At 44.2% G+C, this 24,368-nt stretch carries 27 protein-coding genes; 8 read left to right on the top strand and 19 right to left on the bottom strand.

Annotation, left to right across the window (positions count from 1 at the left end):
- The 7 genes from K6Y31_RS04975 to K6Y31_RS04945 form a co-directional block, all read right to left on the bottom strand.
- The gene (locus K6Y31_RS04975) at positions 1-1,110 is read right to left on the bottom strand and encodes an ExeA family protein (protein ID WP_233051741.1); all 1,110 of its coding nucleotides are present in this window, start codon (positions 1,108-1,110) and stop codon (positions 1-3) included.
- Entirely contained in the window at positions 1,082-2,845 is a 1,764-nt protein-coding gene (locus K6Y31_RS04970; protein WP_233051740.1) for a hypothetical protein, read from the bottom strand. Before K6Y31_RS04970 ends, K6Y31_RS04975 begins: the two co-directional genes overlap by 29 nt.
- The gene (locus tag K6Y31_RS04965; RefSeq protein WP_233051739.1) at positions 2,845-3,801 is read right to left on the bottom strand and encodes a hypothetical protein; all 957 of its coding nucleotides are present in this window, start codon (positions 3,799-3,801) and stop codon (positions 2,845-2,847) included. Before K6Y31_RS04965 ends, K6Y31_RS04970 begins: the two co-directional genes overlap by 1 nt.
- A complete protein-coding gene (locus tag K6Y31_RS04960) occupies positions 3,798-4,451 on the bottom strand; it encodes a helix-turn-helix domain-containing protein (RefSeq protein ID WP_233051738.1) in 654 nt (217 codons plus the stop codon). The genes K6Y31_RS04965 and K6Y31_RS04960 overlap by 4 nt, the downstream gene beginning before the upstream one ends.
- Positions 4,448-4,786, bottom strand: coding sequence for a hypothetical protein (locus K6Y31_RS04955; protein ID WP_233051737.1), 339 nt, complete (start codon positions 4,784-4,786; stop codon positions 4,448-4,450). The genes K6Y31_RS04960 and K6Y31_RS04955 overlap by 4 nt, the downstream gene beginning before the upstream one ends.
- Complete coding sequence (locus K6Y31_RS04950; RefSeq protein ID WP_233051736.1) at positions 4,779-5,264, bottom strand: hypothetical protein; 486 nt, start codon at positions 5,262-5,264, stop codon at positions 4,779-4,781. The genes K6Y31_RS04955 and K6Y31_RS04950 overlap by 8 nt, the downstream gene beginning before the upstream one ends.
- Before the next feature lie 84 nt (positions 5,265-5,348).
- Complete coding sequence (locus tag K6Y31_RS04945) at positions 5,349-5,582, bottom strand: hypothetical protein (RefSeq protein WP_233051735.1); 234 nt, start codon at positions 5,580-5,582, stop codon at positions 5,349-5,351.
- Between the two features lie 151 nt (positions 5,583-5,733).
- On the opposite strand from K6Y31_RS04945, the gene K6Y31_RS04940 reads away from it, so the two are divergent.
- The 5 genes from K6Y31_RS04940 to K6Y31_RS04920 all read left to right on the top strand — a co-directional run bounded on the left by K6Y31_RS04940 (position 5,734) and on the right by K6Y31_RS04920 (position 12,293).
- Positions 5,734-6,360, top strand: coding sequence for a helix-turn-helix domain-containing protein (locus tag K6Y31_RS04940; RefSeq protein ID WP_233051734.1), 627 nt, complete (start codon positions 5,734-5,736; stop codon positions 6,358-6,360).
- Between the two features lie 3 nt (positions 6,361-6,363).
- Positions 6,364-6,816: a hypothetical protein gene (locus tag K6Y31_RS04935; RefSeq protein ID WP_233051733.1), complete on the top strand. Its 453-nt coding sequence runs from the start codon at positions 6,364-6,366 to the stop codon at positions 6,814-6,816.
- 171 nt (positions 6,817-6,987) lie between these two features.
- The gene (locus K6Y31_RS04930; RefSeq protein ID WP_233051732.1) at positions 6,988-8,487 is read left to right on the top strand and encodes a hypothetical protein; all 1,500 of its coding nucleotides are present in this window, start codon (positions 6,988-6,990) and stop codon (positions 8,485-8,487) included.
- Between the two features lie 9 nt (positions 8,488-8,496).
- Positions 8,497-10,137: an SWIM zinc finger family protein gene (locus K6Y31_RS04925; protein ID WP_233051731.1), complete on the top strand. Its 1,641-nt coding sequence runs from the start codon at positions 8,497-8,499 to the stop codon at positions 10,135-10,137.
- Between the two features lie 377 nt (positions 10,138-10,514).
- Positions 10,515-12,293 carry a reverse transcriptase family protein gene (locus tag K6Y31_RS04920; RefSeq protein WP_233051730.1) on the top strand — a complete coding sequence of 593 codons (1,779 nt, stop codon included), beginning with the start codon at positions 10,515-10,517 and terminating at the stop codon, positions 12,291-12,293.
- Positions 12,294-12,318: 25 nt separating this feature from the next.
- On the opposite strand, the gene K6Y31_RS04915 is transcribed toward K6Y31_RS04920, so the two are convergent.
- The gene (locus tag K6Y31_RS04915; protein WP_232800861.1) at positions 12,319-12,561 is read right to left on the bottom strand and encodes a hypothetical protein; all 243 of its coding nucleotides are present in this window, start codon (positions 12,559-12,561) and stop codon (positions 12,319-12,321) included.
- A 94-nt stretch (positions 12,562-12,655) separates the two neighbouring features.
- On the opposite strand from K6Y31_RS04915, the gene trmL reads away from it, so the two are divergent.
- Positions 12,656-13,120, top strand: coding sequence for a tRNA (uridine(34)/cytosine(34)/5-carboxymethylaminomethyluridine(34)-2'-O)-methyltransferase TrmL (gene trmL, locus K6Y31_RS04910; protein ID WP_233051729.1), 465 nt, complete (start codon positions 12,656-12,658; stop codon positions 13,118-13,120).
- A 17-nt stretch (positions 13,121-13,137) separates the two neighbouring features.
- On the opposite strand, the gene K6Y31_RS04905 is transcribed toward trmL, so the two are convergent.
- Both K6Y31_RS04905 and dinF read right to left on the bottom strand, forming a co-directional pair.
- The gene (locus tag K6Y31_RS04905) at positions 13,138-13,845 is read right to left on the bottom strand and encodes a hypothetical protein (protein ID WP_233051728.1); all 708 of its coding nucleotides are present in this window, start codon (positions 13,843-13,845) and stop codon (positions 13,138-13,140) included.
- A gap of 119 nt (positions 13,846-13,964) precedes the next feature.
- Positions 13,965-15,320 carry an MATE family efflux transporter DinF gene (gene dinF, locus K6Y31_RS04900; protein WP_233051727.1) on the bottom strand — a complete coding sequence of 452 codons (1,356 nt, stop codon included), beginning with the start codon at positions 15,318-15,320 and terminating at the stop codon, positions 13,965-13,967.
- Positions 15,321-15,482: 162 nt separating this feature from the next.
- Here dinF and K6Y31_RS04895 point away from each other — a divergent pair, with 162 nt between their 5' ends.
- A complete protein-coding gene (locus tag K6Y31_RS04895) occupies positions 15,483-16,685 on the top strand; it encodes an NnrS family protein (RefSeq protein ID WP_233051726.1) in 1,203 nt (400 codons plus the stop codon).
- Positions 16,686-16,861: 176 nt separating this feature from the next.
- Here K6Y31_RS04895 and K6Y31_RS04890 read toward each other — a convergent pair whose 3' ends face one another.
- The 6 genes from K6Y31_RS04890 to K6Y31_RS04865 form a co-directional block, all read right to left on the bottom strand.
- Positions 16,862-17,101 (bottom strand): type II toxin-antitoxin system ParD family antitoxin, encoded by a 240-nt coding sequence (locus tag K6Y31_RS04890; protein ID WP_233051725.1) that lies wholly within the window; start codon positions 17,099-17,101, stop codon positions 16,862-16,864.
- A 258-nt stretch (positions 17,102-17,359) separates the two neighbouring features.
- Positions 17,360-17,989: an SCO family protein gene (locus K6Y31_RS04885; protein ID WP_233051724.1), complete on the bottom strand. Its 630-nt coding sequence runs from the start codon at positions 17,987-17,989 to the stop codon at positions 17,360-17,362.
- Positions 17,986-18,891 (bottom strand): heme o synthase, encoded by a 906-nt coding sequence (cyoE, locus tag K6Y31_RS04880; RefSeq protein WP_233051723.1) that lies wholly within the window; start codon positions 18,889-18,891, stop codon positions 17,986-17,988. The genes K6Y31_RS04885 and cyoE overlap by 4 nt, the downstream gene beginning before the upstream one ends.
- Positions 18,884-19,888: a COX15/CtaA family protein gene (locus K6Y31_RS04875; RefSeq protein WP_233051722.1), complete on the bottom strand. Its 1,005-nt coding sequence runs from the start codon at positions 19,886-19,888 to the stop codon at positions 18,884-18,886. Before K6Y31_RS04875 ends, cyoE begins: the two co-directional genes overlap by 8 nt.
- 33 nt (positions 19,889-19,921) lie before the next feature.
- Positions 19,922-20,365, bottom strand: a complete 444-nt coding sequence (locus K6Y31_RS04870; RefSeq protein WP_233051721.1) for a hypothetical protein — start codon at positions 20,363-20,365, stop codon at positions 19,922-19,924.
- A complete protein-coding gene (locus tag K6Y31_RS04865; RefSeq protein ID WP_233051720.1) occupies positions 20,352-21,086 on the bottom strand; it encodes an SURF1 family protein in 735 nt (244 codons plus the stop codon). The genes K6Y31_RS04870 and K6Y31_RS04865 overlap by 14 nt, the downstream gene beginning before the upstream one ends.
- 10 nt (positions 21,087-21,096) lie before the next feature.
- Here K6Y31_RS04865 and K6Y31_RS04860 point away from each other — a divergent pair, with 10 nt between their 5' ends.
- Positions 21,097-21,306, top strand: a complete 210-nt coding sequence (locus K6Y31_RS04860; protein WP_233051719.1) for a DUF2909 family protein — start codon at positions 21,097-21,099, stop codon at positions 21,304-21,306.
- 12 nt (positions 21,307-21,318) lie between these two features.
- Here K6Y31_RS04860 and K6Y31_RS04855 read toward each other — a convergent pair whose 3' ends face one another.
- Genes K6Y31_RS04855 through ctaD form a run of 3 tightly spaced genes read right to left on the bottom strand, consistent with a single transcriptional unit; the run spans position 21,319 to position 24,367 of the window.
- A complete protein-coding gene (locus tag K6Y31_RS04855) occupies positions 21,319-22,212 on the bottom strand; it encodes a cytochrome c oxidase subunit 3 (RefSeq protein ID WP_233051718.1) in 894 nt (297 codons plus the stop codon).
- Between the two features lie 12 nt (positions 22,213-22,224).
- On the bottom strand, positions 22,225-22,761 hold the full coding sequence (locus K6Y31_RS04850; protein WP_233051717.1) for a cytochrome c oxidase assembly protein: 537 nt from the start codon (positions 22,759-22,761) through the stop codon (positions 22,225-22,227).
- A gap of 1 nt (position 22,762) precedes the next feature.
- Positions 22,763-24,367, bottom strand: coding sequence for a cytochrome c oxidase subunit I (ctaD, locus tag K6Y31_RS04845; RefSeq protein WP_233051716.1), 1,605 nt, complete (start codon positions 24,365-24,367; stop codon positions 22,763-22,765).
- Position 24,368: the final 1 nt, after the last annotated feature.

Here is a 24,368-nt window from a genome sequence, read left to right as displayed (position 1 = left end):
TTAACACTCCTTAACGATATCGGCAGTGACAAGTGGCTCATCAAGCTCTTGTGCTAAATTCATTGCGTTTGATACAAGATTATTAACAATCTGCGGGTACATCATGCTTAGGTTCCCTTGTTTGCGCGTTAGTCGTTGTTTAATGGCTTCAAAGCTATCGGTGGTCATTATTTTTTCCCACTGACCACCCGAGCGTTTAAATTTATGAGCTAGATAAGGTTGTATATCAATGCTTAGGTCGTCCATGTGCTCAACCATGCAACGGCGGATAAATTCACGAAGCGAATAAAACTTACCTTCATTAAGCTTGATTCCAAGCTCTGTTTGCCCAATCAAAATGATACCTAACAGCTTTGAGAAGCCATCTTCTAGTTCCCAAAAACGTTTTAAATACTTCAATACGGGAACCGACAAGTCATGCGCTTCTTCAATGATCATCACATGACGCTGGCCCCCTTGAGAGGCCGTGCGCAGCAAGCTTTCAACTTGTCTCGCTTTGGCTTCCATCGACCGCTTAGGAGAATCACTACTGATGTCCGCAATGATGGCATCACATAACCCGCCAGCAGTCGCACTAGTTTTATCAATAATCCGAGGCTGAATGATGGATACATCACCATCATGGTTTAGATCTTCAATTAGTTGTTTTCGGAGTACGCTTTTTCCCGCGCCCGATTCACCAATCAAGGCTAAGATTCCTTGGTTTCTTGCGGCATCACGCATTGCTGCAAGTACATAGCTATTGCCGTCGCTTAAATACACGTCCTTAGCTTCTCTAATATCGTTAATAAAAGGGTTTCTAAACAGCTTAAAGTGCTTAAGGCTGGCTTGTGTTAACATAGTGGTCTCCGAATCAAAATCATACATAGGTTGTTGTTTTTGGAGGCTCGTCTGGTCAGGGTTGGCGGACTCTGACCAGACACTTCCTGTTTCTAATTTATGCCGAGATAAAAAGGCATCCACTTCTTCAATAAATTGCATTCGTTTTTTAACTGGCAAAATACCGTGATGCAGTGCTTTATGAACAATGGGGTAATGAAAGCTCATCTCCGCAGCAAGATCACTGATTGTTAACCCTGCATCAAAGAGCTGTTGCTTGAGCGGTAACATTTTTCACCTCCATTTCTTCGACAAATTGATCCAATTGAGCGCTAGTTACACCATTGGGATATTGTTGTTTAAGTATCTTCTTATAGGCTGTTAACGCAGCGCCTTTCACGCTTAACTCTGAAGCTAAGTGCTTCCATGCCTGAATATCACTGAGAACAACCTCATTAACGTGTACTGCTTCTAGCCGATGTGGTGTGCCTAGACGTTGCATAAAATGTGGTGAGCACTGCTGTTCTACATCTGCCATAGGGTTAATGTCGCCACTAAATGCAATAGCTCCTCGCTTGCCTTTGCGGGCTTTTTTTATCTCAAGGGGATCGCTTGTTCCCCAAGCAGCTGTATCCATCTGCTTTCTATTTTTTTGAGGCCGTGTTTCTGCGATAGCTTTGCGCATTTCCCCGTAGACAGGAGCGTTAACTGGGAAGCCTGCTTCATCTTTTTCGGTAGGCTCAACCACATAACTATGTAATTCACCATGTTCGTCCGCGACTTCAACATCGATTGCAGGGCAGCGATACAAGTTCACACTCACAAAGACTTTTCCGCCAGCATGAACATTGCTTAAGTGATGTAAAGAATAGGTCATTGACCCTAGGCCTTTTTTTGGTACAAACGTAATGCTCAGATCATTAGCCTTCACCGTTCGTTCAACTCTTCGGGTTTGAGCAAAACTTTGGATGACCGACATGTCTGGGGCTATCCTTAGCTGCTCAGGGCTAATTGTCTGCCATAAGCCGTAGCGCGTTTTTTTATGGCGAGTATGGATGGCATTACTTTGGAAGCCGACTGACCATTGAGTCGCCATTCTGTTCAGCTCATCCACATTGTTAACAGCCATGAACGCCAACCGAGACTCAAATTTTTTCTCAATGACATTGTGCATGCTTTCGACTTGACCTTTAGCCCAAGGCTTGCCCGGCGTGTGCGCTTCATGCTGAATATCCAGCTTATCCAATATACTTTTCGTTACCGTTGCTTGGTTAGCTGATCCTGCATCCCAAATCAACATATACGGGATACCATGTAACAATTCTGCGTCTGAGCGTTTGGTGAACGCTTCGATCAAAAATTGGGTGATGGCTTCTACCGTTTCACCTGGCGACATGATGTAGCTCAAGTGAAAGGCCCCACTATAGTGGTCTGTTACCAAATACCTTAGTACCCGATCATTCTTAATATTTTCAATGTTTTGAGGTTTATTTTTATAAAACTCGCTTTCCTCCATTACCTGTAAACCGTCATTGTTTTTCAAGTAATAGAGCACGCACAGCGATACATCAAATTGCCAAACATGGTTTGGGTGGCGACTGCTCATGGTACGGGTAACTGGGCGAGCCTTAATTTGCTTAGGATGAACGCCAAAATCTTCCATCTTTCTCAGCATGGTTTTAGCCGAACATTTTTCACTAAGCTTGCCGTTTGCAAAAGCAATATCAATAGCGTCTTCAACAGACATTAACGACTTATTATTCTGACGCTCTGACTGTAGGATAAGGTTTGAGACCCAAGCAGCTGATGATTCATCAATTTTCGAGACCCCCTTATCCGAGCGCGGCTTACGGCTAGATTGCCATCCTATTTGACCAAGCTTTTCGTAAATAGAGCTTGTCGCTAAGTTAAGATGTTTACTGGCCCGTTCAATGATACCGCCTTGCTTGCCATGTGTTGCCGCATCTAACTCTTTGGCGACATGCCCAAGATACCGCACTTGATACAGTTGTGACTCGGTCATCATTACTCATTTACCCCTTGATATAACGCAAGCTCGCTATTCAGTGCATCAATAACAGTTTGATCAAGGCCTAGGCTGGCGCTCCCTTCCATTAAACGAGAGACTATTTGTTGCATTGTTGATTCATACTCTGTGTCTAAATCGCAAGGGTGAGATGAGTCTTGTACCGCTCTTACGGCATCTTCAAACGCAGCAAGTCCTGAGAAAACGGCAAATTTAGCATCAAGTAAAGCTTGGCTAAGGGATTGATTCTTTTGTTCTTCAAGCTGTTTTAACCTTGCTGGAGTGCCTTTTCCTTTTGCTTCTTCAAGTTCCAACTCAAGCTTAAGAAATTTTTTATTTTTGCTCTCAAGCAGTTGATCTGCTGCTTTTGACTTTTGCTCCAGAGATTTTATTTTGTCGTTGAGCGCATTAGCTTCAGCGCGGTGCTTCACGGCCATTTCTTCAATGATATCCAACGCCTCTTCTTTGTCAGAAACCTTCAGACTGTCGCCATCTACTAAGGCCTTGAGCTCTTCTTCCGGTAGTTTGCGCAGTTTTCTAAAGTCTCTCACTCCCATACCGATAGCTGTCAGAGACTCGAAAACTTGTTCTCCAAAATAGTCAGCATTTTTTAACCTTTCATCTAAAGATGACTTTGATGCGCCAATCAAAGAGCAAAACTCCTCCCAAGTGCCTGTTAAAATTCCTCCGTCGGGACTTTTTAAACCTTTTAATGATTTGTAACCCTTTGATTCTTTTACTTTACGCAATGTGACAATATTGACGACGGAGGAAAAACCAGCGATAGCCTGTGCCATTTGAGCTCGACCCGCGAGCATACCTATTGATGCGATAGCGCTGTCTCGACTGCCTGATGCTAGATTTTGGACAATGGCATCTAAGTGCTCTTGCTCACCTTCTTGAGTCTGCTCAAGCTGCTTTTGCTGAACAGCTTGTATTAATTCATTGCTATTCATATCAATACCTCTCCGGTCATTTGTTGATAATCCGTTTCAATTTTTTTTACTTGAGCGAGGGTTTCTCGCCTATGCTGATGTGCTAGCTCCAGTAACTTGCTTGAGATAAACCATTTTTCTGTTCTGCCATCGACAGCGATACTTTTAAGCCAACCCAATCGCTCCCAAGTACACAGCAATCGATAAGTTGTTGAGCGTGAATAGCCTGAAAGATATTGCAGCTCATCCAGCGTTTTACCTGCTAGATCCTTAGTTGCAACAAGGTGAAAAAGATTAACCGCTTTAACAGCCACATCTGAGCGCTGCTTCTTTTGAAAATCAAATTCCATATGTTCATCCTCCGTCATCGGAAAATAATGGCTTTGGGTGGTTTGGCTAAGGGCATTGCGTCTATGCTGATGTGCAAATTTCAATAATTTATCCGACACCCGCCAGCACTCAGAACGTCCGTTGTTAGTGCTTGTCTCAAGCCACTCCAAGTACTGCCATGCAGATAGCACTCGATAAACAGTTGAACGCGGCAACCCTGAGTGCTTATGCAACTCTGCCAGCGTGATCCCACGTTGACCGCATTCAGCAACCAGCTGGAATAAAGCTTCTGCTTTGACTAACGTTTCAGCATTTTTAGCTTTAGGGATTTGTAAGCTCATTTAGCCCCCCTTAAGCCTTTCAGATAGCGATTGAGCCCTGATTTGCTGGGAGCCCTATAAGCGCCAAATTTTGCCTTTAATAGCTTCAACATCTCGGTTTGGGTCATGTAATGTTGATTTAAGATGAAAGCCTCGACTTCAGCATCCTGCTGGATCTTGCTCGGCTTGGGTTTTCGATAAGCATTTTCGCAATAAGGCTTAGTTTGCTTTACCTGTGAGCGATTAATCCCTATCTCATAATCTTGCTGTGCTTGATTAAGTAAATGCTTGGCTTCGTTTAACGTCAGCCCTTCAAGAAGCTTCTGAATTGCTAAGCTCAAATATTCGTTATTCATTGTCGTCTCCACATAAATCAAGTTGTGGCTGGCTATGTTGCTCTACGTTCTTGTGATGCCAAGCAACGCCCTCCATTAATTGATTTAACGCTGCGATAGTCTCCGCTTGGTTTGCTACTCCCTCATAGAATGACAGTAGTAGTGTGATGCCCTGTGAAAATGAAGCGTGCAATACATTAATATCAACAGGTTTAACACTTCGGCCCGTAGGTATATCAATGAGTAGTTTGTGAGCTGCATGGCCGAGATAGCGAGTAACAAAATCAGCACCGCAAGTCTGCTCTAAAGGGCGAATCATTAGAGCTGGCAAGCGACCTGACTCCATCCATTTATAAATGATCCATTTATTAGCAAGGCCCATCCCATCGGCCACGCGATCAATGCTGAAGTTTTTCTTTTTTCTAGCCACTTCTAAACACAGCTCAATAGCATGAGGAATAGAAACCGCTTGGTGTTTTTGTAGACTCGTTCTAGTCATTGGAAATTCCTCTGAAATTGTGATTAAGCACATTCCAAATACAGTTATTAATTGCGCTTTTCTGTTTCAATAAAATCACTATGATTAAACTGCTTGCTTCAATTCAGGGAGTTGAGAAATGCCAGATGCCATGATTAGTTTTTCACGCAGTGCTTTGCCTTTAGGTCCATTCCAAGTACCAACTAAACATGACATAGCATTTTGCTGCTTGATGTCATTACTGCCGCACCATGATGACAGCGATGATCCTTTGAGAATGAAAGCCGCTCGAACTTGGTTATATAGCTCACGACTTGGTTGCAATGTATTGACGTTCATTGTGATACACCTCATTATGTGTTTGTTATATGAATTATTAAGATGATAAACACCTAATAATGTGCAATATAAAAACCTTATAAGGTTATGTCAACACCTTTTTATGTGCGATTAGCGCATTATTTTTCACAAAAACACCCAAAGAGGTCTTATGAGCTTAGTAAGTGAGCGTTTAAGAGACGTTATTGATGACCAAAAATTATCCCTTAAGGAGGCATCAATACACACAAAAATTCCATACCGTTCATTGCAGAACTATGTTTCTGGAAAACAGTTACCTGGTGCAGAGGCTCTAATCAGACTTCACGATACATTTGGAGTTGATCTCAACTGGCTTCTCACTGGTGAATCTCAGCGGACTATGTCGCAGAATTCTGATTTAACTACTGAAGAGATCGATCCCAAACTCGCTAGTGATATCACTATGCAGTTGAAAAAAAGTCATAAAATGTACCAGCAGCCAATTGTAAAAGTGGCAATTGATACTTTTTCAAAGGTATACAATCATGTATGCCATATTTCAGATTCTAGTGAACGGTGGACGAGCATCGATAAGGCAATAGGGCTTCTAAAGCTAACTTATAATAATTCTATGTTAGAACGCGCAACAGGAGACCTTAGAGAAAGTCTAGAAAGGGGGAAAAGAAAAATCATTGAACAACATGGCTTGCAGGACGAACATCATGAACAATCAGAGAAAAACTCTGTGAACCAAAATTTCAATTCTTCCGTTGGGCAAGTATCTGGTAGAGATATTATCAACAAGAAAAAGGATTAATCTGTGGAGCAAGTATTTAATCGTGAAGTAAATCAAGTAGCAGCGCGGGACATTGTTAACTATTACAACGATGGTCATACTATTCAAGATATGACTGAGTCAACACTGAAACGCTTACTTGAACAAGAATCCCAACTAAAGCGATTTACCTGGTTAAAGCTGACGTTCGATAAGTTCAGATTACTATCACTTGCGGCCTTAGCTATATCTGTCGTTTGCATTTTCACTGCTATTTCGGAGCCTATCGAACTGAACTATTCATTGATCATAGCCGGAGTCCTTTCACTTTGTTGCATGTCGCTATTTCATGTTTGCTATATGAAGTCGGCAGTAAAAAATTATCAAGGTCTTTATTTTGAGGCAAGAAGTAATGTAAAAGCTATACAATATGAATTAACGGCAAGAGTTGTCAGACAAAAAATCGCCCGAGGCATAGCAAAAAAGAAAGTTAATTGATTGGTAGAAACTTGGGATCACCGTCCCAAGTTGGTTTTAGATAATTTTCGATTTTCCGACCAAATCCCACATTTATCGTGTCTTTTCCTAATGTTTATCGTGTCTTAGATCAGTTTAATTAAGACCAGACCATTAGAGCCAAAGCTGATTCTGGCTTTAATCGGCTGCAATATGGCTGAGGCTCAACATTTCGCCTTAGCAGCATTGAAACAACAGCCAAGTCTTCTTACACAGCTCGACTTTCTCTGTTCATTATTAATGATTGAACAAGCCGAACTTAACCTGTGGCTGGCAGAGACGTTACAGCCAACCGACTTCAACCAAGTAGAGCAGACAGAAATAGTAAGTTCACTGTGCACCCGCTTGGAGCCCTATGATGCTTTGACTCGACGTCATGCCAAGTGGCTTGCCATTGTGCTGATCCGCTGCATGAACAAAGGAATACAGCACCTTGATTTCATGATACTCAAACCGTTGGCAATGGCAAAACATGAAGCGCAGCAAGTTTTCGCTTGCCGCCTATTAGTTGAGCACCCGATTTCCTATGTCGATATTCCACCTGAGCTACTAGCCGCTTTACATCAATCGGAAAACGTAGGCGTCAGAGCCAGAGCCCTATTGCTACTTAAAAAGCAAAATGCGCACGAACTCATCGCACAACTGGATAACTTACTTGAACTTAGCTTTACTGGCGCACCCGAAGAGCGCGAAGTAGCTTTAGAGTTATTGCTGAAACTGATTATCGCTAATAATAAAAATGCCGCAGCTATCTTCGAAGGTATATTGCAAAAATTAGCCAGTAATCAGTTAGGGGATGAGCAACAGCTTGAACTAAAGAACTTTATAACCCTTAATCTGCAACCGCAACTGGCGACAGTTACAGCAGATCAACTCTGGCTATTGCTCAATGCTAAATCAAGCCAAGCTCAATTACTTGCCGTCACTGCTCTTAACAGCCGTGATTTAAACTCAGCGCCTTGGCCATACCACTTAAAGCAATGGCTACAACTGGCACAAAGCCCTACTCAAGCAATACGTCAGTATTGTATTAACTACTTATCGGTTCACAAATCATTGCTTTTAACTAGCCAAGGGGACTTTCTAAGCCTATTGGAAAGTAATTGGCCAGAAGTACAAGCCTTCATATTTGCATTTTGCCGCAATGAAATGGACCAAAACCATTGGTCACCAGATTTAATTGTCACCGTCTGTGATAGCAACAATCCATCGGTTCAAACTTTTGGTCGAGAGCTACTGCAGACCTTTTTTGAGCAAAGCCAAGGTAAAAACTACCTAATCAAACTGAGTCAGCACCCGAGTGAAAACGTAGAGCTTTTTGTCACCAACTTACTTAGCGAGTACGCCGCTAATGATGAAGCGACCCTACTCAAGTTGCAGCCTTACTTTACCAGTGTGCTAACCCGAGTAAACAGAGGACGCTTAGCCAAAGACAGAGTAATGGCATTTTTGCAGCAGCAAGCGCAATGTTCGACGGCGGTATTAAATATGGTCGCCACGCTTTTCACTCGTTTATCGTTGACGCAAGTACAAAAAGATAAAGCGGTGCTGCTCAAAGCTATGCTGCAATTAAGAAAAACAGACCCCAACTTGGCACTCCCTATCTCAGTGCTTGGTAATACCGTCACCACATCATCCAATTCGCCTGTTTAAGGATAAAAAATGCAAGTAAATTATCGTTATATGGGCACAAGTCAGGTAGCCAGTAATAGCCAACATACTCAAGTGTCTTTTTCACCCGACACCCTACGCCCGCCGACATTTTTTGTTGGCGAGTTAAAAAACAAGCTGGCGTTCCGTGAAGCCATGTCTGCGCTGCACCAAGTGGTGATTTCCGATATGCGCTTTACACCAAAAAATCGCGATGAATATCAGCGCTGGCTTACCGAGCAAGAACAAACGCTACTGGCTGATTTGGTGAGTAAGCAGGGCAAAGTAAAACAACAACTCAACCAAGTTCGTGATGAGCTGGCGGCCATGAATAAAGTGGCTAGTAAAATCATGGCGCCTTTTTACCAAGCTCAAAATCAATATTTTAAATACCTTTACAAGCACGACATCGACGCTTGGTATGTGTTAGACCCAGTGATCACTGTGCATCCTGACCAAGTTTTTTTTGAGTGTTTTTCTGAAGATGAGTCCAGCTATGGCAAGTTAAGTTGCAGCTATGAGGTATTTAAAAACATCAGTGACACTGAATTTGGTACCACCAATATCGACTATTCAGAGGGGCTGTATAACGAATTTCAAAAAATACGCGACTACCGGGACACTCAACTCAAAATAGATCCAGATGGCTTTAAAGTAGCAACGTCTGGTCAACAAGATTTTGCTGAGAAAAAAATCGACTTACCCGACTCTTGGGTGAGAGGCTTTTTGCAAGTTAGCTCAGCAATGACCTTGCCTATGGTACGCCTTAAAATGCAACCCATGGATTTGTACAACATCTGCTTTAAACTACGCACCAAAAAAGAAAGAGTTGGCCCCAGAGCGATGCGCTTTGAATTGACGCCGGGGCAAGCCATCAAAGTAATATTGGAACCTTGGGGGGAAGAAATACTCTGTCCACGCTCCATTTATCAAGGTGATGAACCAAGAAGTATCCGAGTATGGGGGCGCAGACGCCTACATATTCTAGAGCGTTTATTACCCATCGCCAGTCATTTCGAAGTTTGTCTATTAGGTGATGGCATGCCTTCTTTTTACATTGCCGATCTAGGGGGGATGAGCTTTACCTTAGGGTTATCAGGTTGGAGCGCCAACGATTGGTCGAAAATGGCAAACTTTGACCTGTTGGCAAGTAGAGCAGAGGTTGATAGTCAAACCAGCGCAAAGGTCTACCAAGCCTTATTTGAGAGCCAGCAGCAAAGTGCTAACCGCCTTGCCTTACAACTGGGTTTAGATCTCAATACCGTGAAATCAGCCTTAGCGCAATACAGCCAGCATGGTCAGGTGCTTTACGATATGGAGCTCGATGTTTACCGCATCCGCCACTTATGCCACGAGCCGATTCCACTTGAGCAATTAAGATTTAACAATGAGCGGGAAGAAAAAGCGTTGAATTTTGTTAATACGGGCCTAGTGAGTATCCAGAAAGACCAATTCAACGAGAACGGCCGCTACATCGCCGGTCAGGTGTTAGATAATGCAGTCGAGCACCAAAGTTTTATTTCTCTCGACTTAGATCACAGACTGGTTGATGGCCAATGTAACTGTCACTTTTGGCATCGCAATAAACTACGCCAAGGTCCCTGTGAACATATGCTAGCCCTTAGACAGCAAACGTCGAATGGGAGCCTTTGATATGCAAAGCATGCACTGGATCACAAGATTATATTGTATTGATAAACAATTGAAAGATATAATCAATTTACATAGCAACGCGGTTGTAGAACCTTGCATCTCGAATGGTGTTTCGCCATTCTGGCACAAAGACTACCCACGCGTAGCTAATGCAATCTTAACTGGGCCGTACAGCCCCCTATATCACTATTGCAGTATGGCTTCAAAGAAGCCAATGAGTGATATAGGGGGCGTACGGCATCGAGTTGATTGCCTTAGCACTGAGAACTCTTCGAAGGAAACTTTCACCGCGTTGCTATTTCCCTTCTTATCAATGCTTCTTATTTATGTTTTTACCCAGCGCTTGAGCCAAATTAGTCGCGCCGGAGGCTTTTGTAATGTCTGAATCAAGCACAAAATTAACCCGCCAAGAAATTTACGATAAAATACGAAAGTCGAGTAAAGAAGAATACATACTTGACGAAATGAAACGCTTAGGTTTTTGGCGTAATGACGAAGAACAGCCCAATTTAACTCAGGAATTTGTTGAAAAACGCGCTCAGTTAATGGCTCAGCTGAGAGAGTTAAGTTCACAGGATGAATTATATAGTGATCCAGAAAAAGCGCTGGCGCACCTACACCAAGAGCGTAAAAAAGCCGCGTTAGAAAAGCGCGAACAAGTGCGCCAGACAAGAAATAAAACTCGCTATGAAAATGCCCTCAATTGGTATCAAAAACAACAAAAAGAAATTACTTATTTGGGAGAAAAATTTTCTGCTGGCTTAAGCGAAAAAATCAGCGATAAGAGTAAATTAACCAGTCAAGGCCTGCCCTATTTTGCTGATAGTCAAGCATTAGCCCAAGGAATGGGTATCAGTATCGGAGAGCTAAGGTTTCTGTGCTACCAGAAAGAGGTATCGCAAACCAGCCACTATAAAAAGTTTGCCATTGAAAAGAAAACAGGTGGTAAACGGCATATTTCAGCCCCCATGCCTAGGCTTAAACGAGCGCAATATTGGCTACTAGAGAATGTACTCGCCCCCGTCAAGTTACACTCTGCCGCACATGGTTTTGTACCTGGGCGCAGCATACTTAGCAATGCCCTACCACATATAAACAAAGGTGTAGTCGTCAACTTTGACCTGAAAGACTTTTTCCCTAGTATCAGTTACGCTCGAGTGAAGGGACTATTTTGCAAACAAGGATACAGCGAAGAGTTAGGCACCTTGTTTGCTTTACTGGCCACCGAGCCGGACACCGAGGCGGTGGCGATGGACGGCCAAATTTGGCATATTGACCAAGGGCCAAGAATATTGCCACAAGGCGCGCCTTGTAGTCCTGCCATCACGAATATTTTGTGCCGACGTTTGGACGCTAGACTAGCAGGCATGGCAGAAAAACTAGGCTTTGCCTATACCAGATATGCCGACGATCTCAGTTTTTCCAGCGACGAACCAAATAAAGTGCAGTCTTTGCTATGGCGAGTAAAACAAATTGTTACAAGTGAAGGATTCTTATTACATCCAGATAAAACTAAGGTCATGCGCCGCCATCAAAAACAGGAAGTCACTGGTGTCGTGGTTAATGAAAAAGCATCGGTGGATCGCAAAACTCTAAAACGCTTTCGCGCCATTTTACACCAAATAGACTTATACGGGCCCGAGGGTAAATCATGGGGTCCAGGGGCATTGTTTCCTAGCTTAGAAGGCTACGCCAACTTTGTTGCCATGCTGGACGCTCAAAAAGGCATCCCGTTACAAAAGCAATTAGTACATATTAAACGAAAATATGGCGTTAAAACGCGCTCCAGCAAGGTGACTCAGTTAAATAAACGCTTGATGCGCGTGAAGGCAGGCTTAGGTGAAGCACCAAGAGAAAACTGGTGGCAACCAGCAGAAAAACCCGAACCAATACTCGAGTTGACACCAAAGCAACAAGCCGCGCAAAAACAAGCGAGAAAAGTCACCGGCCCAGTGGAGCAAGAATACGCAGAAAGCGCGTCAGAACAAAACCCACAATCCGAAGCAGAAGAAGATACTAAATTAAGCACTAAAGATTATATTTTCATTGGACTATTTATGCCGATTGCTTTGGCACAAATGATCTACAAGGCTTCCTGGAAAACCAAAATTAAGCTTATGGTGGTGGGCACTATCATTTGGCTACTGTTCGGTTAAAAGCCCCGATAGTCAATGCATTTGGTTAGTTAACGCTCTCAAGATGGAGTAAACCAGGTGTAACCAAACCGGGAAACATATTTTCCGCAAAACGGCGCGATTCAATACGCGCCTTTTTTTCATAGTACTGCGCAATTTCACGCTGCTTCTTCTCGGCCGCTAGCTTATTATCTAGTTTTTCAAAATAGCCATTAATCACAAAATTTAAGGTAATTGGTAGTGCACTCACTAAAATAACAATCGGTGCTACCCATTTAAAGTCTTTCATATCTATCCCACCAGTAAATACCAGCCGCTATCATACCGCAAAAGTAGAATTTATTTGATATGCTTGCGGTTTCGTTCTTGATTGAGTAACCATCATGTTAGAAGTCGCCCTGTACCAACCAGAAATCCCGCCGAATACTGGAAACATCATTCGTTTATGCGCCAACACAGGCTGTAAATTGCACCTCATTGAGCCGTTAGGATTTGATTTGGATGATAAAAAGGTTCGTCGTGCCGGTCTTGATTACCACGAAATGACCCATGTTACTCGCCATGCCAATTATCAAGATTTTTTAGCCTATGTCGGTGATAAACGCCTTTTTGCATGCACCACTAAAACCACTACGTTCCATAGTGATAGTGAGTTTAAAGATGGCGATATATTATTATTTGGTCCAGAAACGCGCGGTTTACCGGCCGAGATTTTAGATAACCTGCCCATTGAGCAAAAGCTGCGGATCCCAATGAGCCCAAACAGTCGCTCAATGAATTTATCTAACGCGGTGTCGGTATTTGTATATGAAGGCTGGCGTCAACTCGGTTATCCTGGCGCCATTTAGTTTGTCGGTTTTACTTGCTAAAGCGGCTGCGAAAAATCATGCAAACCAATCAGGTTGGCCGCTTTTGCAACTAATGCACATTGATGGTCGCCACTCATATATTGCGCAATGGCGTCATCATCATGAATAGCATTATTAGCTAACAGCTCAATGCGACAAGCGTTGTACTCTTGTTTAAACGCCGATTGATTGGTTAAATAGTAAGACACGCGCTGAGTTTGCTGTTGGCCAAGGGCAATTTCCGCCACATTACATAACGCTTGAACATAGGTTGCACCGCCGCGACAAGCATCGGCTTTAACTTGATTTAATGCAGCACCACTGTAGGCTTGCTTTAAGCGTGCGACTTCTTTACTCAACATATCGTCTTGTACATCGCGAGCTGCTTGGCAAACGGGACTAACATCAGCCCAACCACAGGTACTTTCAAGCTCAACAAAGGCTAAATAACTCATGGCCAATAATTGACGCTTTTTAGTCTGGTATTCACTGCGACTTTGGCCATCAGCACGTTGTTGTAACTGCTGCAGCTTAATACGCTTTTCAGCAAGGCGCGCATTTCTCGCCGCTTCACACTCTTTATCCTTGAAGATTAAGTCAGTGAGTTCGCTTGGGAGCATGCTAGCAGAGAAATTATTATAACTACATTCAACCAGCTTCCCTTTTGCCTCATCAACATGTAATTCATAATAAGCAACGTCTTTGCCATCGCAGGCTATTAGCATTGCCACTATCCCAGTTAACCCTAGCCACTTACTAAGCGCATTCACAGTGTCACTCAAAGTCAAATTAATATCACCGCAAGTGTAACCGAGATGAGTGATAATTCAATCAACCAATATCATTAAATAACTATAAAACGATTGTTCCGCTGCATTAAGCAATAGAGGTAACCTAGACTTAGCCCGCGGCCTAGCATAAAGGCATTCATAGCCAACCATAAGCTGTGATTGCCAAAGTCTTTTGCCAACCACCATACTGGGAAAAAACAGCACAAGGTTGCAAATAGCATACTGTTGCGCATTGCTTTGGCTTGAGTGGTACCGATGAATATGCCATCTAGAATAAAACACCACACCGAGGTTAATGGGATAAATACCAACCAAATAAGGTAGCTGTTTGCCGTCATTTGAATACTGCGAATATCGGTAATTAAGGCGATAATATTTGCACCCAATAAAGCAAAAATCACCATTAATAAGATGGCAAATAACAACGCGTAAAAGAAGGTCACATTCACGCAGCGCTTAAATTCAATGGGATCACGTCGCCCCACCGCCTTACCGACCAGCGCTTCAACAGCATAAGCTAAGCCATCTAAGGCAAAAGAGATAAAGAGTAAGAAATTTAATAACACCGCATTGGCTGCCACAATGTCATCCCCTAAGCGTGCGCCGTAAAAAGTCATAAATGAGAAACAAATTTGCACGCATAAGGTACGTAAAAAAATATCTCGGTTGAGAGCAATCAGACGAAAAAAGTTCGCCCTACCCCATATTTTTTGCATTAACACCGACCAGTCGCCAAGCTGCCAATAAGGCTTAATGGCGTGAAACACAAAATATAAGCCCAGCCCAAAACCAAAATAATCAGCTATGACTGACGCTGCCGCCGCACCTTGCACTTGCCAACCTAAACCTAAAACAAACCATAGATCGAGCAAAATATTAACGAGGTTAGTGATGATTAATAACCACATTGGCGCACGTGCATTTTGCATCCCGAGTAGCCAACCTAAGATGACATAATTCGCTAACGCTGCCGGTGCACTCCAAATGCGAATGGAAAAATACTGCTGTGCATAAAACGCCACTTGCTCACTTGGCGCCGCCAACATTAGCCCTAAGTTTAAGATAACACTTTGCAGCACTAGCAATAACACGGACAAAGCCCCGGCCAACACCAAAGATTGCAGCAGCACTTGTTTGATCGCCATGGCATCGTTACGCCCAAAAGCCTGTGCCACCAGCCCCGTTGTCGACATGCGTAAAAAACCCAGCAACCAAAATGCCAAGGTGATCAGCATTGCCCCTACCGAAACGCCAGCTAGGTAGTAACTATGATCGAGATGACCTAGCACAGCGGCATCCACCAAGCCCAACAGAGGAACAGTGACATTTGACAGCATCATCGGCAACGCCAGTGCAAACAAACGCTTACGATAACTAGGATCAGATAACCAGACGGGGGATTTCATCATTTTACACCTTGAACAATTCGCGCGAAGTGTAACAAACTATCCGCTAAACACTACCTATAAAGGGTAAAATTGTATTTAATGAGCCGCTTATTAACGCAAAGCAAGCATCGCGGTGGAGTACAGATTATCATCAAGAACATATCTCATACTCAAGGAGCCCTGATGCTTAATATTGTCGATAGAGCGAAAGAAGACAGAGTACTACCGATATTTCGACTTGGCTTTCGGCCATTCTTTCTATTTGCCAGCTTATACGCAATTTTATGTATTCCTGTGTGGCTATGGCTGCGTAGTCATGGTCAACCCGATCTACTCGTAGTTCCCGCCATATGGTGGCACGTTCATGAACTATTATTTGGTTTTGCCATGGCGATAGTGATGGGCTTTGTATTAACGGCGGTGCAAAACTGGACTGGGATCCGAGGTACGCACAGTTGGGCTTTAGCGGGTTTGTTTAGTCTATGGCTGTTACCACGGCTATTATTTTGGACCCCGACACCATTGATTATCATCTTAATCATTGAGTCTCTATTTATCTTAAGTTGCGCCATTGCAGTAGCTAAACGTGTGATAAAAATGAAACGCTGGAAAAACCTATTTTTCGTGCCGCTGTTGCTACTCGCTTTAGTGGTTAATGCATTAAGTTACATCAGCATTAACGGCCAACCAATATTGGGGCTTCAATTGCCATTTACCAGTTCAGCACTGTGGCAGAGTATGATTTGGTGGTTTGCCTTATTATTATCAATCATGGGTGCTCGAGTGATTCCTTTCTTTACCGCAACAAAACTAGGCATAGACAAACCCAGAAGCTTTTTTTGGCTAGAAAGCGCAGCGAACATCCCATTCATTGTGCTTTTTATTTTAAGCTTTATACCAAGCTTAAATGCTCTCTGGTCGCCGCCCTTATTCGTGTTTGCCGCCACCTTTCAATTTATTCGTCTATATCGCTGGCAAGGCCTTAAAACCTTACACGAGCCCCTACTGTGGTCATTACATTTAGGCTATGCCTTTATTCCTCTTAGTTTATTGGTGCTGGGTCTTAATCTGTTTCCGGGGTTTTGGCACGTATCATTACATTTAATCGCCATAGGCAGTATTGCGGGGGTTATTTTGGCTATGATCACTCGAGTTACCATGGGCCATACTGGTCGTAATATCTATCAAGGACCGAATATGACCTGGGCCTTTCTTGCCATCGCTGGTGCAGCATTGGTGCGCACCTTTGCTGTTTTACTTTGGCCACAATGGATGAATGAATTACTTTGGTTAGCTGGTGGCTTATGGTGTTTTGCCTTCGCTATATTCACATTAAAATTTGGGCCTATGCTAGTTCAACCCCGTGTCGATGATCACCCCGGTTAAACTAAACCGTTGATAACGTAAAGTGAGTTGGAATAGCTTTAATACAATTCTATTGCAGATTTCAGGTTGCCTTAAAATACAGCACCTGCTTCATTCACTTGAATGAAGCAGGTAAAGGCAGGCTCTGGTAAACGCATCGAAGAGAATCAAACTTGCTGGGTGTCGCTTTCTCGCCATCAAGCAGCAAAATCATCAAACTCAGCAATCAACTGTTCAAATGAATATTCAATTAAGGTGTGTTCGCAACCATTATCCATCATAAAACGCAGGGCATTAGCTTTTGCTTCAGCATGCTCTAGTGCCTTTAATCCCGCGAGTATTACTTCTTTCTCCGAGGCATAACGCCCCGTAGCCACTTGGCGCGCAACAAAACTATTAAAATGCGTATCTAACGTTAAAGAGATCTTTGCAGTCATGTGCCACCCTTAATCTTCGATGAAATAGACAAAACTACGTGGAAACAACAGGAGGTATAAAGTTGTGCAGATTTGTCTATCAATTTAAAAACAACAAATATATAAATAATCGCCTAAATCGATATTAGACTATATTGACTGCTTTACCAAAAATAAGGTCAAACTAAATAATCTGAGCGAGGAATAAGCAACAGCCTCTGTGACTGTATCTTTATGCCCGTTACTAATAACCTACAAACCGATCGAGGGTTGAGCCAACTACCGGTTAGAAATAACATAAAAATCAGATACTAACTGATCCATGTCAACAGCAGGTATGCTGCCAGGTTCAAATTCCGGCCGAAACACCGCTTGTAGTTTTCCTTCAGGGTTAAGTAACGCAATCGATGCGCTATGATCCACTAAATATGCCCCCTCCGTGCCTTCTTCAACAATGCTGTAAACCATGCCCAGCGCGCGAGTCAGTGGAAACAACACCTCATGAGCAGCTGTCACACCAACAAATTCAGAATTAAAGTAGTGCGTGTATTCGGTCAGGTTTTTTGGCGTATCACGGTTCGGGTCAACCGATAAAAACACCACCTGCACATCAGCCTTTGCCGGGTTAGCCTTAAGCTGAGGGTAAATACGATTTAAGTCGGCGAGAGTCGTTGGACAAATATCAGGGCAAAAGGTATAGCCAATAAACACTAGGCTCCAACGCCCTAATAAATCTTTTTTGGTAAACTCACTCTGGTCTCTTACCAAAGTAAAGTCCGCTAATACCTTAGCCGGTTGGTAATAGACTGCCTTCACCGCCGGTGCGCGATTGATAATTTGTACCCCAGCCCAGCTTCCAGCCACTAACGCCAACAGCGCAATCAATATCCATGATGATTTAGATTTCATAATAACCAATGATCCAACAACAAAGCTAAAAACAGGATCATGAGGTGAACAATCGAAAATTTAAAGGTATTTATTGCACTATTGGGCTGTGGCTTAAATTTTAATCGCCAAGCATGCTGCATAAAGCGCAGATTAAGCCCCATCACTACCACCCCATATAGCCATGACGACAACCCAGTTAGACAAGGTAATAGCGCAACGGCACAAAGTAACAAGGTATAAAGCAACACGCAGGTTTTGGTGAATTCAATGCCGTGGGTAACAGGCAACATGGGAATATTGGCTTTGGCATAATCATCGCGACGATGAATGGCTAGCGCCCAAAAATGTGGCGGAGTCCAAGTAAAAATAATCATCACCAACAGCAAAGCATTGCCATCTAATTGCCCGGTCATGGCGGTCCAGCCGAGTAGCGGTGGCATTGCACCGGCTAAACCGCCTATGACAATATTTTGTGGCGTAGCGCGTTTTAAAAATAAGGTATAAACCACCGCATAACCTAACATGCTGGCAAAGGTTAAGATGGCCGTTAACAAATTAGCGGCCAGTAACAACATGACAAAACCAACCAGCGCTAGCACGCCCGCAAACACACTGGCATTACGCACCGACACGCGTCCTTTCGGTAACGGCCTACCTTGAGTGCGCGCCATTTTGTCATCGATGTTGCGGTCTAAAATTTGATTAATCGCCGCTGCGGATGCACAAACCAAACCTATACCCAGTAGTGAAAAAGTCGCCTGCAGCGGAGGTAGCCAGCTCTCAACCGCCAAACACATGCCCACCAACGCGGTCAGCATCAGCAGGTAAATGACTTTCGGCTTAGTTAGTTGGTAATAACTGCGCCAAGTACTGAACGCTGGCGAGCCTAACGCATCGGATACACTTAATAATTTAGCCATGTCGGCCTCCTTGCTCTTGCTTGGCTTGATACAAGCGCAGTAACAAGCTCACCAGTAATAACACTAAACACGCTGCCACCAAATTATGTGCCACCGCGATCGCCAAGGGTAATTGCAACACCACATTACTGATGCCGAGGGCAAATTGAATACTCACCGCTACCAATAACCCCCAAGCCAAGCCACGGCTTAAGCCGTCTTGACTACGTAATAACCAAGTAATGGCCAGCGCAACCAAACAAAGCGCTGTCACTACCGCCCAAATACGATGGCTCACGTGAATAGTGGTCCGCGCGCCATAATCTAATACACCATATTGATAGGTATCAGCTTCTGGGACGTGAAGTGCGGCGGATACGTTATAGTTTTGCCACCAATTACCTTCGCATAGCGGTAATTGAGTACACACCACCGCAGCGTAATTCGATGAGGTCCAACCGCCTAAGGCGATTTGGCATAAAAGAACGAGCAACGCTAGCCAAGCAAAACGAGATAAGCCCAGCCGCCATTTAATATGAGCTCTAGGCATTGGCCATTGCTTGATAGTGAAAAGAAACAACAATGCCAAAATAAAGAAACCCCCCAACAAATGCCCCATCACTATTAAGGGCATCAGATTCATGGTGACAGTCCACATTCCCAGCGCAGCTTGAAAGATCACAGCCAATAACAAACTCATACATAATAGGCGATCAACCCGACTAATCAGCGCGCGCAGCGCAAAAGCGAAAATCAGTAACCCCAAACTTCCCGCTAAATAACGGTGGATCATTTCATTCCATGCTTTATGGGGCTCAAGAGGCACATCAGGAAAAGCCGCGACGGCCTTTGCTATTTCATCGGGCGAGTTAGGCACGCTATGATGGCCATAACAACCCGGCCAATCAGGACAGCCTAAACCGGCTTCCGTTAAGCGCGTATAAACGCCCATACCAACCACCAAAAAAGCCAGCACTAGCGCGATAATAGAAAGATATTTCAGCTTAAATATGGCCATCAATCACCCTCATCCATGCTTTACGCCTAACGTTTAGCCCACTCGAGACATTTTTAATAACTTGCGTAAATCCGTTTGCAACGCCTTAGCCACCTGTAATTGCTCAGCCTGCTGTGGCGGGATCACATAGCGCAGTAACACCAGCCCTGTCGGGTCGCAAATATACCAATAGTCAGGGCTCAACTTGTCCTGCTCTCGCTTAGAGAGCTGCGCAATAGATAAGGTGCGAACCCGATGTTGCTCTCGCCCTAATGAACTAATTAACTTAGGCAACAAGTTAGTCGCTTGGTCGGTTTTTGGATGCAGGAGTAACCATTGACGATTATCGCTCAATAACAACATCACTTGCTCAGGTAAAAACTCGCCTTTATTAAGCTCTCCCGCCTGATACCAATGTTGATTGAGCACCAGTTTCGCCAAGCCAAAAGGCAACACAAACACTAATAACAGCAGCAGTAAGGTTTTATTTTTTCGCATATAAACCACCTCGCCGATAAAACCAGATAAACAATCCAGTAGACACTAAGGCCATTAAAAACCATTGCCAGGCATAACCTATATGTTTCGCTGGCATCATCGTGATTAAAGGCCATTCCTTAACAAAACCAATATCGCCATCAGGGTCGACCCGTAACACCACAGGCGACAAAGACCAGCCTTGCCGCTGATAAAACGCAGTTAACTTATCCATATCTAGCCCTTGTAACCGCTGCGGCCAAGTATCGCTTAATGGCTCATCCCCCAATTGAAAACCCAAATTTGGTTGATGTAACAACCCAGCAACCGCCACCGTGCCCTGCCAAGCTTCTAATCGAGATAAATCAGGCCAGCGCTGGCGATCGCCTAATCCAGATACCCAACCCAAGTTAACCAAAATGCGCTTATCACGCTGCTCACTATCACTTGGCGTTAGCGCCAGTAACACTTCATAGCCCACCTCACCTTGGTGCACTTTATTATCCAGCAGCCATATTTTCGAAACATCGAACTCGCCAATCAGCTGAACCGTTTTTAAGCTCAGCTCTTCGGCACTTTGCTGCCATAACGCATCAGTATCAGCCAAGGCTTGCGTTTGCGACCCGCGATCTAAAATAGCCTGTTTTTGCGTGGCGCGATCCAATTGCCAAAACCCCGCCTTGATCATTAAGCCAATCAGAGCCAAGTTTAAAACTAAGAAAGAGATCCTTCTCCAGTGCATAAGGCTCCCTATGGTGATAAAAATTGTGATTATTGGCGTGGTACTCGTGGTACTGATTAACCTCGCGTTAGCCTTACCTACCTTGTTAAAGCAGCCCGATAAAAGCCTGCTTACTCGCTACTTAGGTCGTCGTTTATTCGGCTCAGCCGTGGTGCTATTGATTATCTTCATTGCCATCGCATTAGGGCTGATCACACCGAATCCAGCCCCTTGGCAATAACCCAAATTCAATTTAAAGAATGTAAACAAAGACAAACAAGCAAAGCCAAACCACATCGACAAAATGCCAATACCAGCTGCCCGCCTGAAAGCCAAAATGCTGCGCCGGCGTAAAGTGTCCCTTGAGCACGCGACAAAACAGCACAAACAAAATAATGGTGCCTAAGGTAACGTGTAGACCATGAAATCCAGTGAGTAAAAAGAAGGTGTTGCCATATAAACCAGAGCTTAAGGTTAGGCCCATTTCTTGATAGGCGTGAATATATTCTTCGACTTGTAAAAACAAGAAAATACAGCCTAACAGCACCGTTAGGCCAAGCCCAAGTTTCACTTGCGTGCGCAGGCCTCGTTCTAAATTGATATGAGCAAAATGCAAGGTAACAGAAGAGATTAATAAAATAACTGTATTGGCTAATGGCAGACCTTGCCAAGGCATCGCCGTCGTTGTGGTGCCACCTGGGGTACTAATCAATGGCCAGTGAGCTTGAAACTGCGGCCATAGCACTTCATGTGTCATGGCGTTATTCCCTGCTCCGCCCAACCACGGCACAGCAATCGTACGGGCATAAAACAGCGCACCAAAAAAAGCCAAAAAGAACATGATTTCTGAAAAGATAAACCAACTCATGCCTTGACGAAATGAGCGGTCCATTTGTGCGCTGTACATACCCGACATCGACTCGGTAATGACATTACCAAACCAACCAAACAACATAAAAATAATGATCACACTGCCGAGGAAAAGCACCCAACTATATTGGTCGCCACCACCGCCAATCCAGCGCGCGGCCCCGAACGCCATAAAAAACAACCCGACCGCTCCAACAATCGGCCAAATACTTTGGCTTGGCACATAATAAGCTTCGGTTTTTTCAGTGGAATGTTGCTCAGAAGAAGTGCTAGACATAACCGTGCTCCTTTAGCCTTTTTGCTGCGGCTGAGGCAGTTCGTATAAGGTATAAGACAAGGTGAGTGTACTGATATTTTTTGGTAGCTCTGTATCGACAAAAAACCGCAGCGGCAGTGTTGCGGTTTCGCCTGCAGCAAGGGGTTGCTGGTTAAAGCAAAAACACTCGGTCTTATTTAAATAATTAGCGCCTTGCCCAGGCGACACCGAAGGCACCGCTTGTCCAACTTGATCCTTCGCGCTGAGATTCGTGGCGATAAATTCCATTTCGTACATCTGACCGGGATGAACTTTTAATTGTTCAACCTTAGGCGTGAGCTGCCATTGCATGCCCTTGCTGATATAAGTGACAAACTCGACCGTGACAATGCGCTCAAGATCAACGCCTTGGCTACTTTGAGCTTGCGCATTAACAATATTACTGGTTTTACCGTTCAGCCCAGTTAAATCACAAAACACCTGATACAAAGGCACCAACGCAAAGCCAAAGCCAAACATGCCTACTACCACTAGGCATAATCCACCAACTAAACGCCGTGAGCTGGCCATGTTATTTAATCTCAGGTGGTGTGGTATGAGTATGATAAGGCGCAGGAGAAGGCATTTCCCACTCTAAACCTTCAGCGCCTTCCCAAGGTTTGGCGGCGGCACGCTCACCTTTGCCACGCATACATTTAATCACCACCACTAAGAAAATCAGTTGCGATAAACCAAAGGCAAAGCCACCGAGACTAACCACCGCATTCACATTGGCAAACTGCAGTGCGTAATCGGGGATCCGTCTTGGCATACCCGCTAAGCCTAGAAAGTGCATCGGAAAAAACAGTACATTGACTGAAATTAACGAGCACCAAAAATGCCACTTAGCTAAATAGTCGTCATACATATAACCAGTCCATTTCGGTAGCCAGTAATAACTCGCAGCCATAATGGAAAAAATCGCGCCCGACACTAAAACATAATGAAAATGCGCCACCACAAAATAGGTATCGTGATACTGAAAATCTACCGGTGTGATCGCCAGCATCAGCCCAGAGAAGCCACCTATGGTAAACAGCACAATAAAAGCAATAGCAAACAGCATTGGCACTTCAAAGGTGAGTGAGCCACGCCACATCGTCGCCACCCAATTAAATACCTTAACCCCGGTTGGAATGGAGATCAGCATGGTGCAATACATAAAGAACAGTTCAGCTGCCACCGGCATCCCAGTGGTAAACATATGATGCGCCCACACTAAAAAACTTAATCCAGCGATGGACGCGGTGGCATACACCATAGAAGCATAGCCAAACAAAGGTTTGCGTGAAAAGGTCGGTACGATGGCGGAGATGATGCCGAATGAAGGCAAGATCATAATGTAAACTTCGGGATGGCCAAAAAACCAAAAGATATGCTGAAACATCACCGGGTCGCCACCGCCCGCAGCATCAAAAAAGCTGGTGCCGAAGTATTTATCCGTCAACACCATGGTCACCGCGCCGGCCAACACTGGCATGACCGCAATCAGCAAGAAGGCGGTGATCAACCAAGTCCAAACAAATAGCGGTAACTTCATCATAGTCATGCCCGGCGCACGTAGATTCACTATGGTGACAATGACATTAATCGCGCCCATGATTGAACTGATGCCCATTAAATGCACCGCAAACACAAATAACGCGGTACTATCAGGGCTGTACTTGGTCGATAATGGGGCATAGAAAGTCCAACCAAAATTGGGACCGCCACCTTCCATAAATAAGGTCATTAGCATCAAGCTAAAGGCAAACGGTAAGATCCAAAAGCTCCAGTTATTCATTCGAGGCAACGCCATGTCTGGTGCGCCTATCATCACCGGAATCATCCAGTTGGCTAAACCAACAAAAGCGGGCATTACCGCGCCAAACACCATAATCAAACCATGAACTGTGGTCATTTGGTTAAAAAAGTTCGGCTCAACCAATTGTAATCCCGGTTGGAATAGCTCAGCCCGGATCACCATCGCCATCGCGCCACCAGTCAAAAACATGGCAAAGCTGAACAGCAGATACAAGCTGCCAATGTCTTTGTGGTTAGTGGTAAACACCCAACGCGCGAAAAAACCATTAGGCTTGTGATTATGATGATCATCTACGCCTGAAGCGAGGGGGTTAGAAGCGGATCCTGTGCTCATG

Origin of the sequence: Motilimonas cestriensis, from assembly GCF_021295315.1 — a bacterium.
GTDB lineage: Bacteria > Pseudomonadota > Gammaproteobacteria > Enterobacterales > CBDFNC01 > Motilimonas > Motilimonas cestriensis.
Note: the sequence above shows the minus strand (reverse complement) of the source record. Positions and strands in the feature narration are given on the sequence as shown.

Excerpts from the sequence above, each read along its gene's own strand:
- K6Y31_RS04975 (WP_233051741.1), bottom strand. The coding sequence starts at position 1,110 with ATGTTACCGCTCAAGCAACAGCTCTTTGATGCAGGGTTAACAATCAGT.
- K6Y31_RS04970 (WP_233051740.1), bottom strand. The coding sequence starts at position 2,845 with ATGATGACCGAGTCACAACTGTATCAAGTGCGGTATCTTGGGCATGTC.
- K6Y31_RS04965 (WP_233051739.1), bottom strand. The coding sequence starts at position 3,801 with ATGAATAGCAATGAATTAATACAAGCTGTTCAGCAAAAGCAGCTTGAG.
- K6Y31_RS04960 (WP_233051738.1), bottom strand. The coding sequence starts at position 4,451 with ATGAGCTTACAAATCCCTAAAGCTAAAAATGCTGAAACGTTAGTCAAA.
- K6Y31_RS04955 (WP_233051737.1), bottom strand. The coding sequence starts at position 4,786 with ATGAATAACGAATATTTGAGCTTAGCAATTCAGAAGCTTCTTGAAGGG.
- K6Y31_RS04950 (WP_233051736.1), bottom strand. The coding sequence starts at position 5,264 with ATGACTAGAACGAGTCTACAAAAACACCAAGCGGTTTCTATTCCTCAT.
- K6Y31_RS04945 (WP_233051735.1), bottom strand. The coding sequence starts at position 5,582 with ATGAACGTCAATACATTGCAACCAAGTCGTGAGCTATATAACCAAGTT.
- K6Y31_RS04940 (WP_233051734.1), top strand. The coding sequence starts at position 5,734 with ATGAGCTTAGTAAGTGAGCGTTTAAGAGACGTTATTGATGACCAAAAA.
- K6Y31_RS04930 (WP_233051732.1), top strand. The coding sequence starts at position 6,988 with ATGGCTGAGGCTCAACATTTCGCCTTAGCAGCATTGAAACAACAGCCA.
- K6Y31_RS04925 (WP_233051731.1), top strand. The coding sequence starts at position 8,497 with ATGCAAGTAAATTATCGTTATATGGGCACAAGTCAGGTAGCCAGTAAT.
- K6Y31_RS04920 (WP_233051730.1), top strand. The coding sequence starts at position 10,515 with ATGTCTGAATCAAGCACAAAATTAACCCGCCAAGAAATTTACGATAAA.
- K6Y31_RS04915 (WP_232800861.1), bottom strand. The coding sequence starts at position 12,561 with ATGAAAGACTTTAAATGGGTAGCACCGATTGTTATTTTAGTGAGTGCA.
- trmL (WP_233051729.1), top strand. The coding sequence starts at position 12,656 with ATGTTAGAAGTCGCCCTGTACCAACCAGAAATCCCGCCGAATACTGGA.
- K6Y31_RS04905 (WP_233051728.1), bottom strand. The coding sequence starts at position 13,845 with ATGCTAATAGCCTGCGATGGCAAAGACGTTGCTTATTATGAATTACAT.
- dinF (WP_233051727.1), bottom strand. The coding sequence starts at position 15,320 with ATGATGAAATCCCCCGTCTGGTTATCTGATCCTAGTTATCGTAAGCGT.
- K6Y31_RS04895 (WP_233051726.1), top strand. The coding sequence starts at position 15,483 with ATGCTTAATATTGTCGATAGAGCGAAAGAAGACAGAGTACTACCGATA.
- K6Y31_RS04890 (WP_233051725.1), bottom strand. The coding sequence starts at position 17,101 with ATGACTGCAAAGATCTCTTTAACGTTAGATACGCATTTTAATAGTTTT.
- K6Y31_RS04885 (WP_233051724.1), bottom strand. The coding sequence starts at position 17,989 with ATGAAATCTAAATCATCATGGATATTGATTGCGCTGTTGGCGTTAGTG.
- cyoE (WP_233051723.1), bottom strand. The coding sequence starts at position 18,891 with ATGGCTAAATTATTAAGTGTATCCGATGCGTTAGGCTCGCCAGCGTTC.
- K6Y31_RS04875 (WP_233051722.1), bottom strand. The coding sequence starts at position 19,888 with ATGGCCATATTTAAGCTGAAATATCTTTCTATTATCGCGCTAGTGCTG.
- K6Y31_RS04870 (WP_233051721.1), bottom strand. The coding sequence starts at position 20,365 with ATGCGAAAAAATAAAACCTTACTGCTGCTGTTATTAGTGTTTGTGTTG.
- K6Y31_RS04865 (WP_233051720.1), bottom strand. The coding sequence starts at position 21,086 with ATGCACTGGAGAAGGATCTCTTTCTTAGTTTTAAACTTGGCTCTGATT.
- K6Y31_RS04860 (WP_233051719.1), top strand. The coding sequence starts at position 21,097 with ATGGTGATAAAAATTGTGATTATTGGCGTGGTACTCGTGGTACTGATT.
- K6Y31_RS04855 (WP_233051718.1), bottom strand. The coding sequence starts at position 22,212 with ATGTCTAGCACTTCTTCTGAGCAACATTCCACTGAAAAAACCGAAGCT.
- K6Y31_RS04850 (WP_233051717.1), bottom strand. The coding sequence starts at position 22,761 with ATGGCCAGCTCACGGCGTTTAGTTGGTGGATTATGCCTAGTGGTAGTA.
- ctaD (WP_233051716.1), bottom strand. The coding sequence starts at position 24,367 with ATGAGCACAGGATCCGCTTCTAACCCCCTCGCTTCAGGCGTAGATGAT.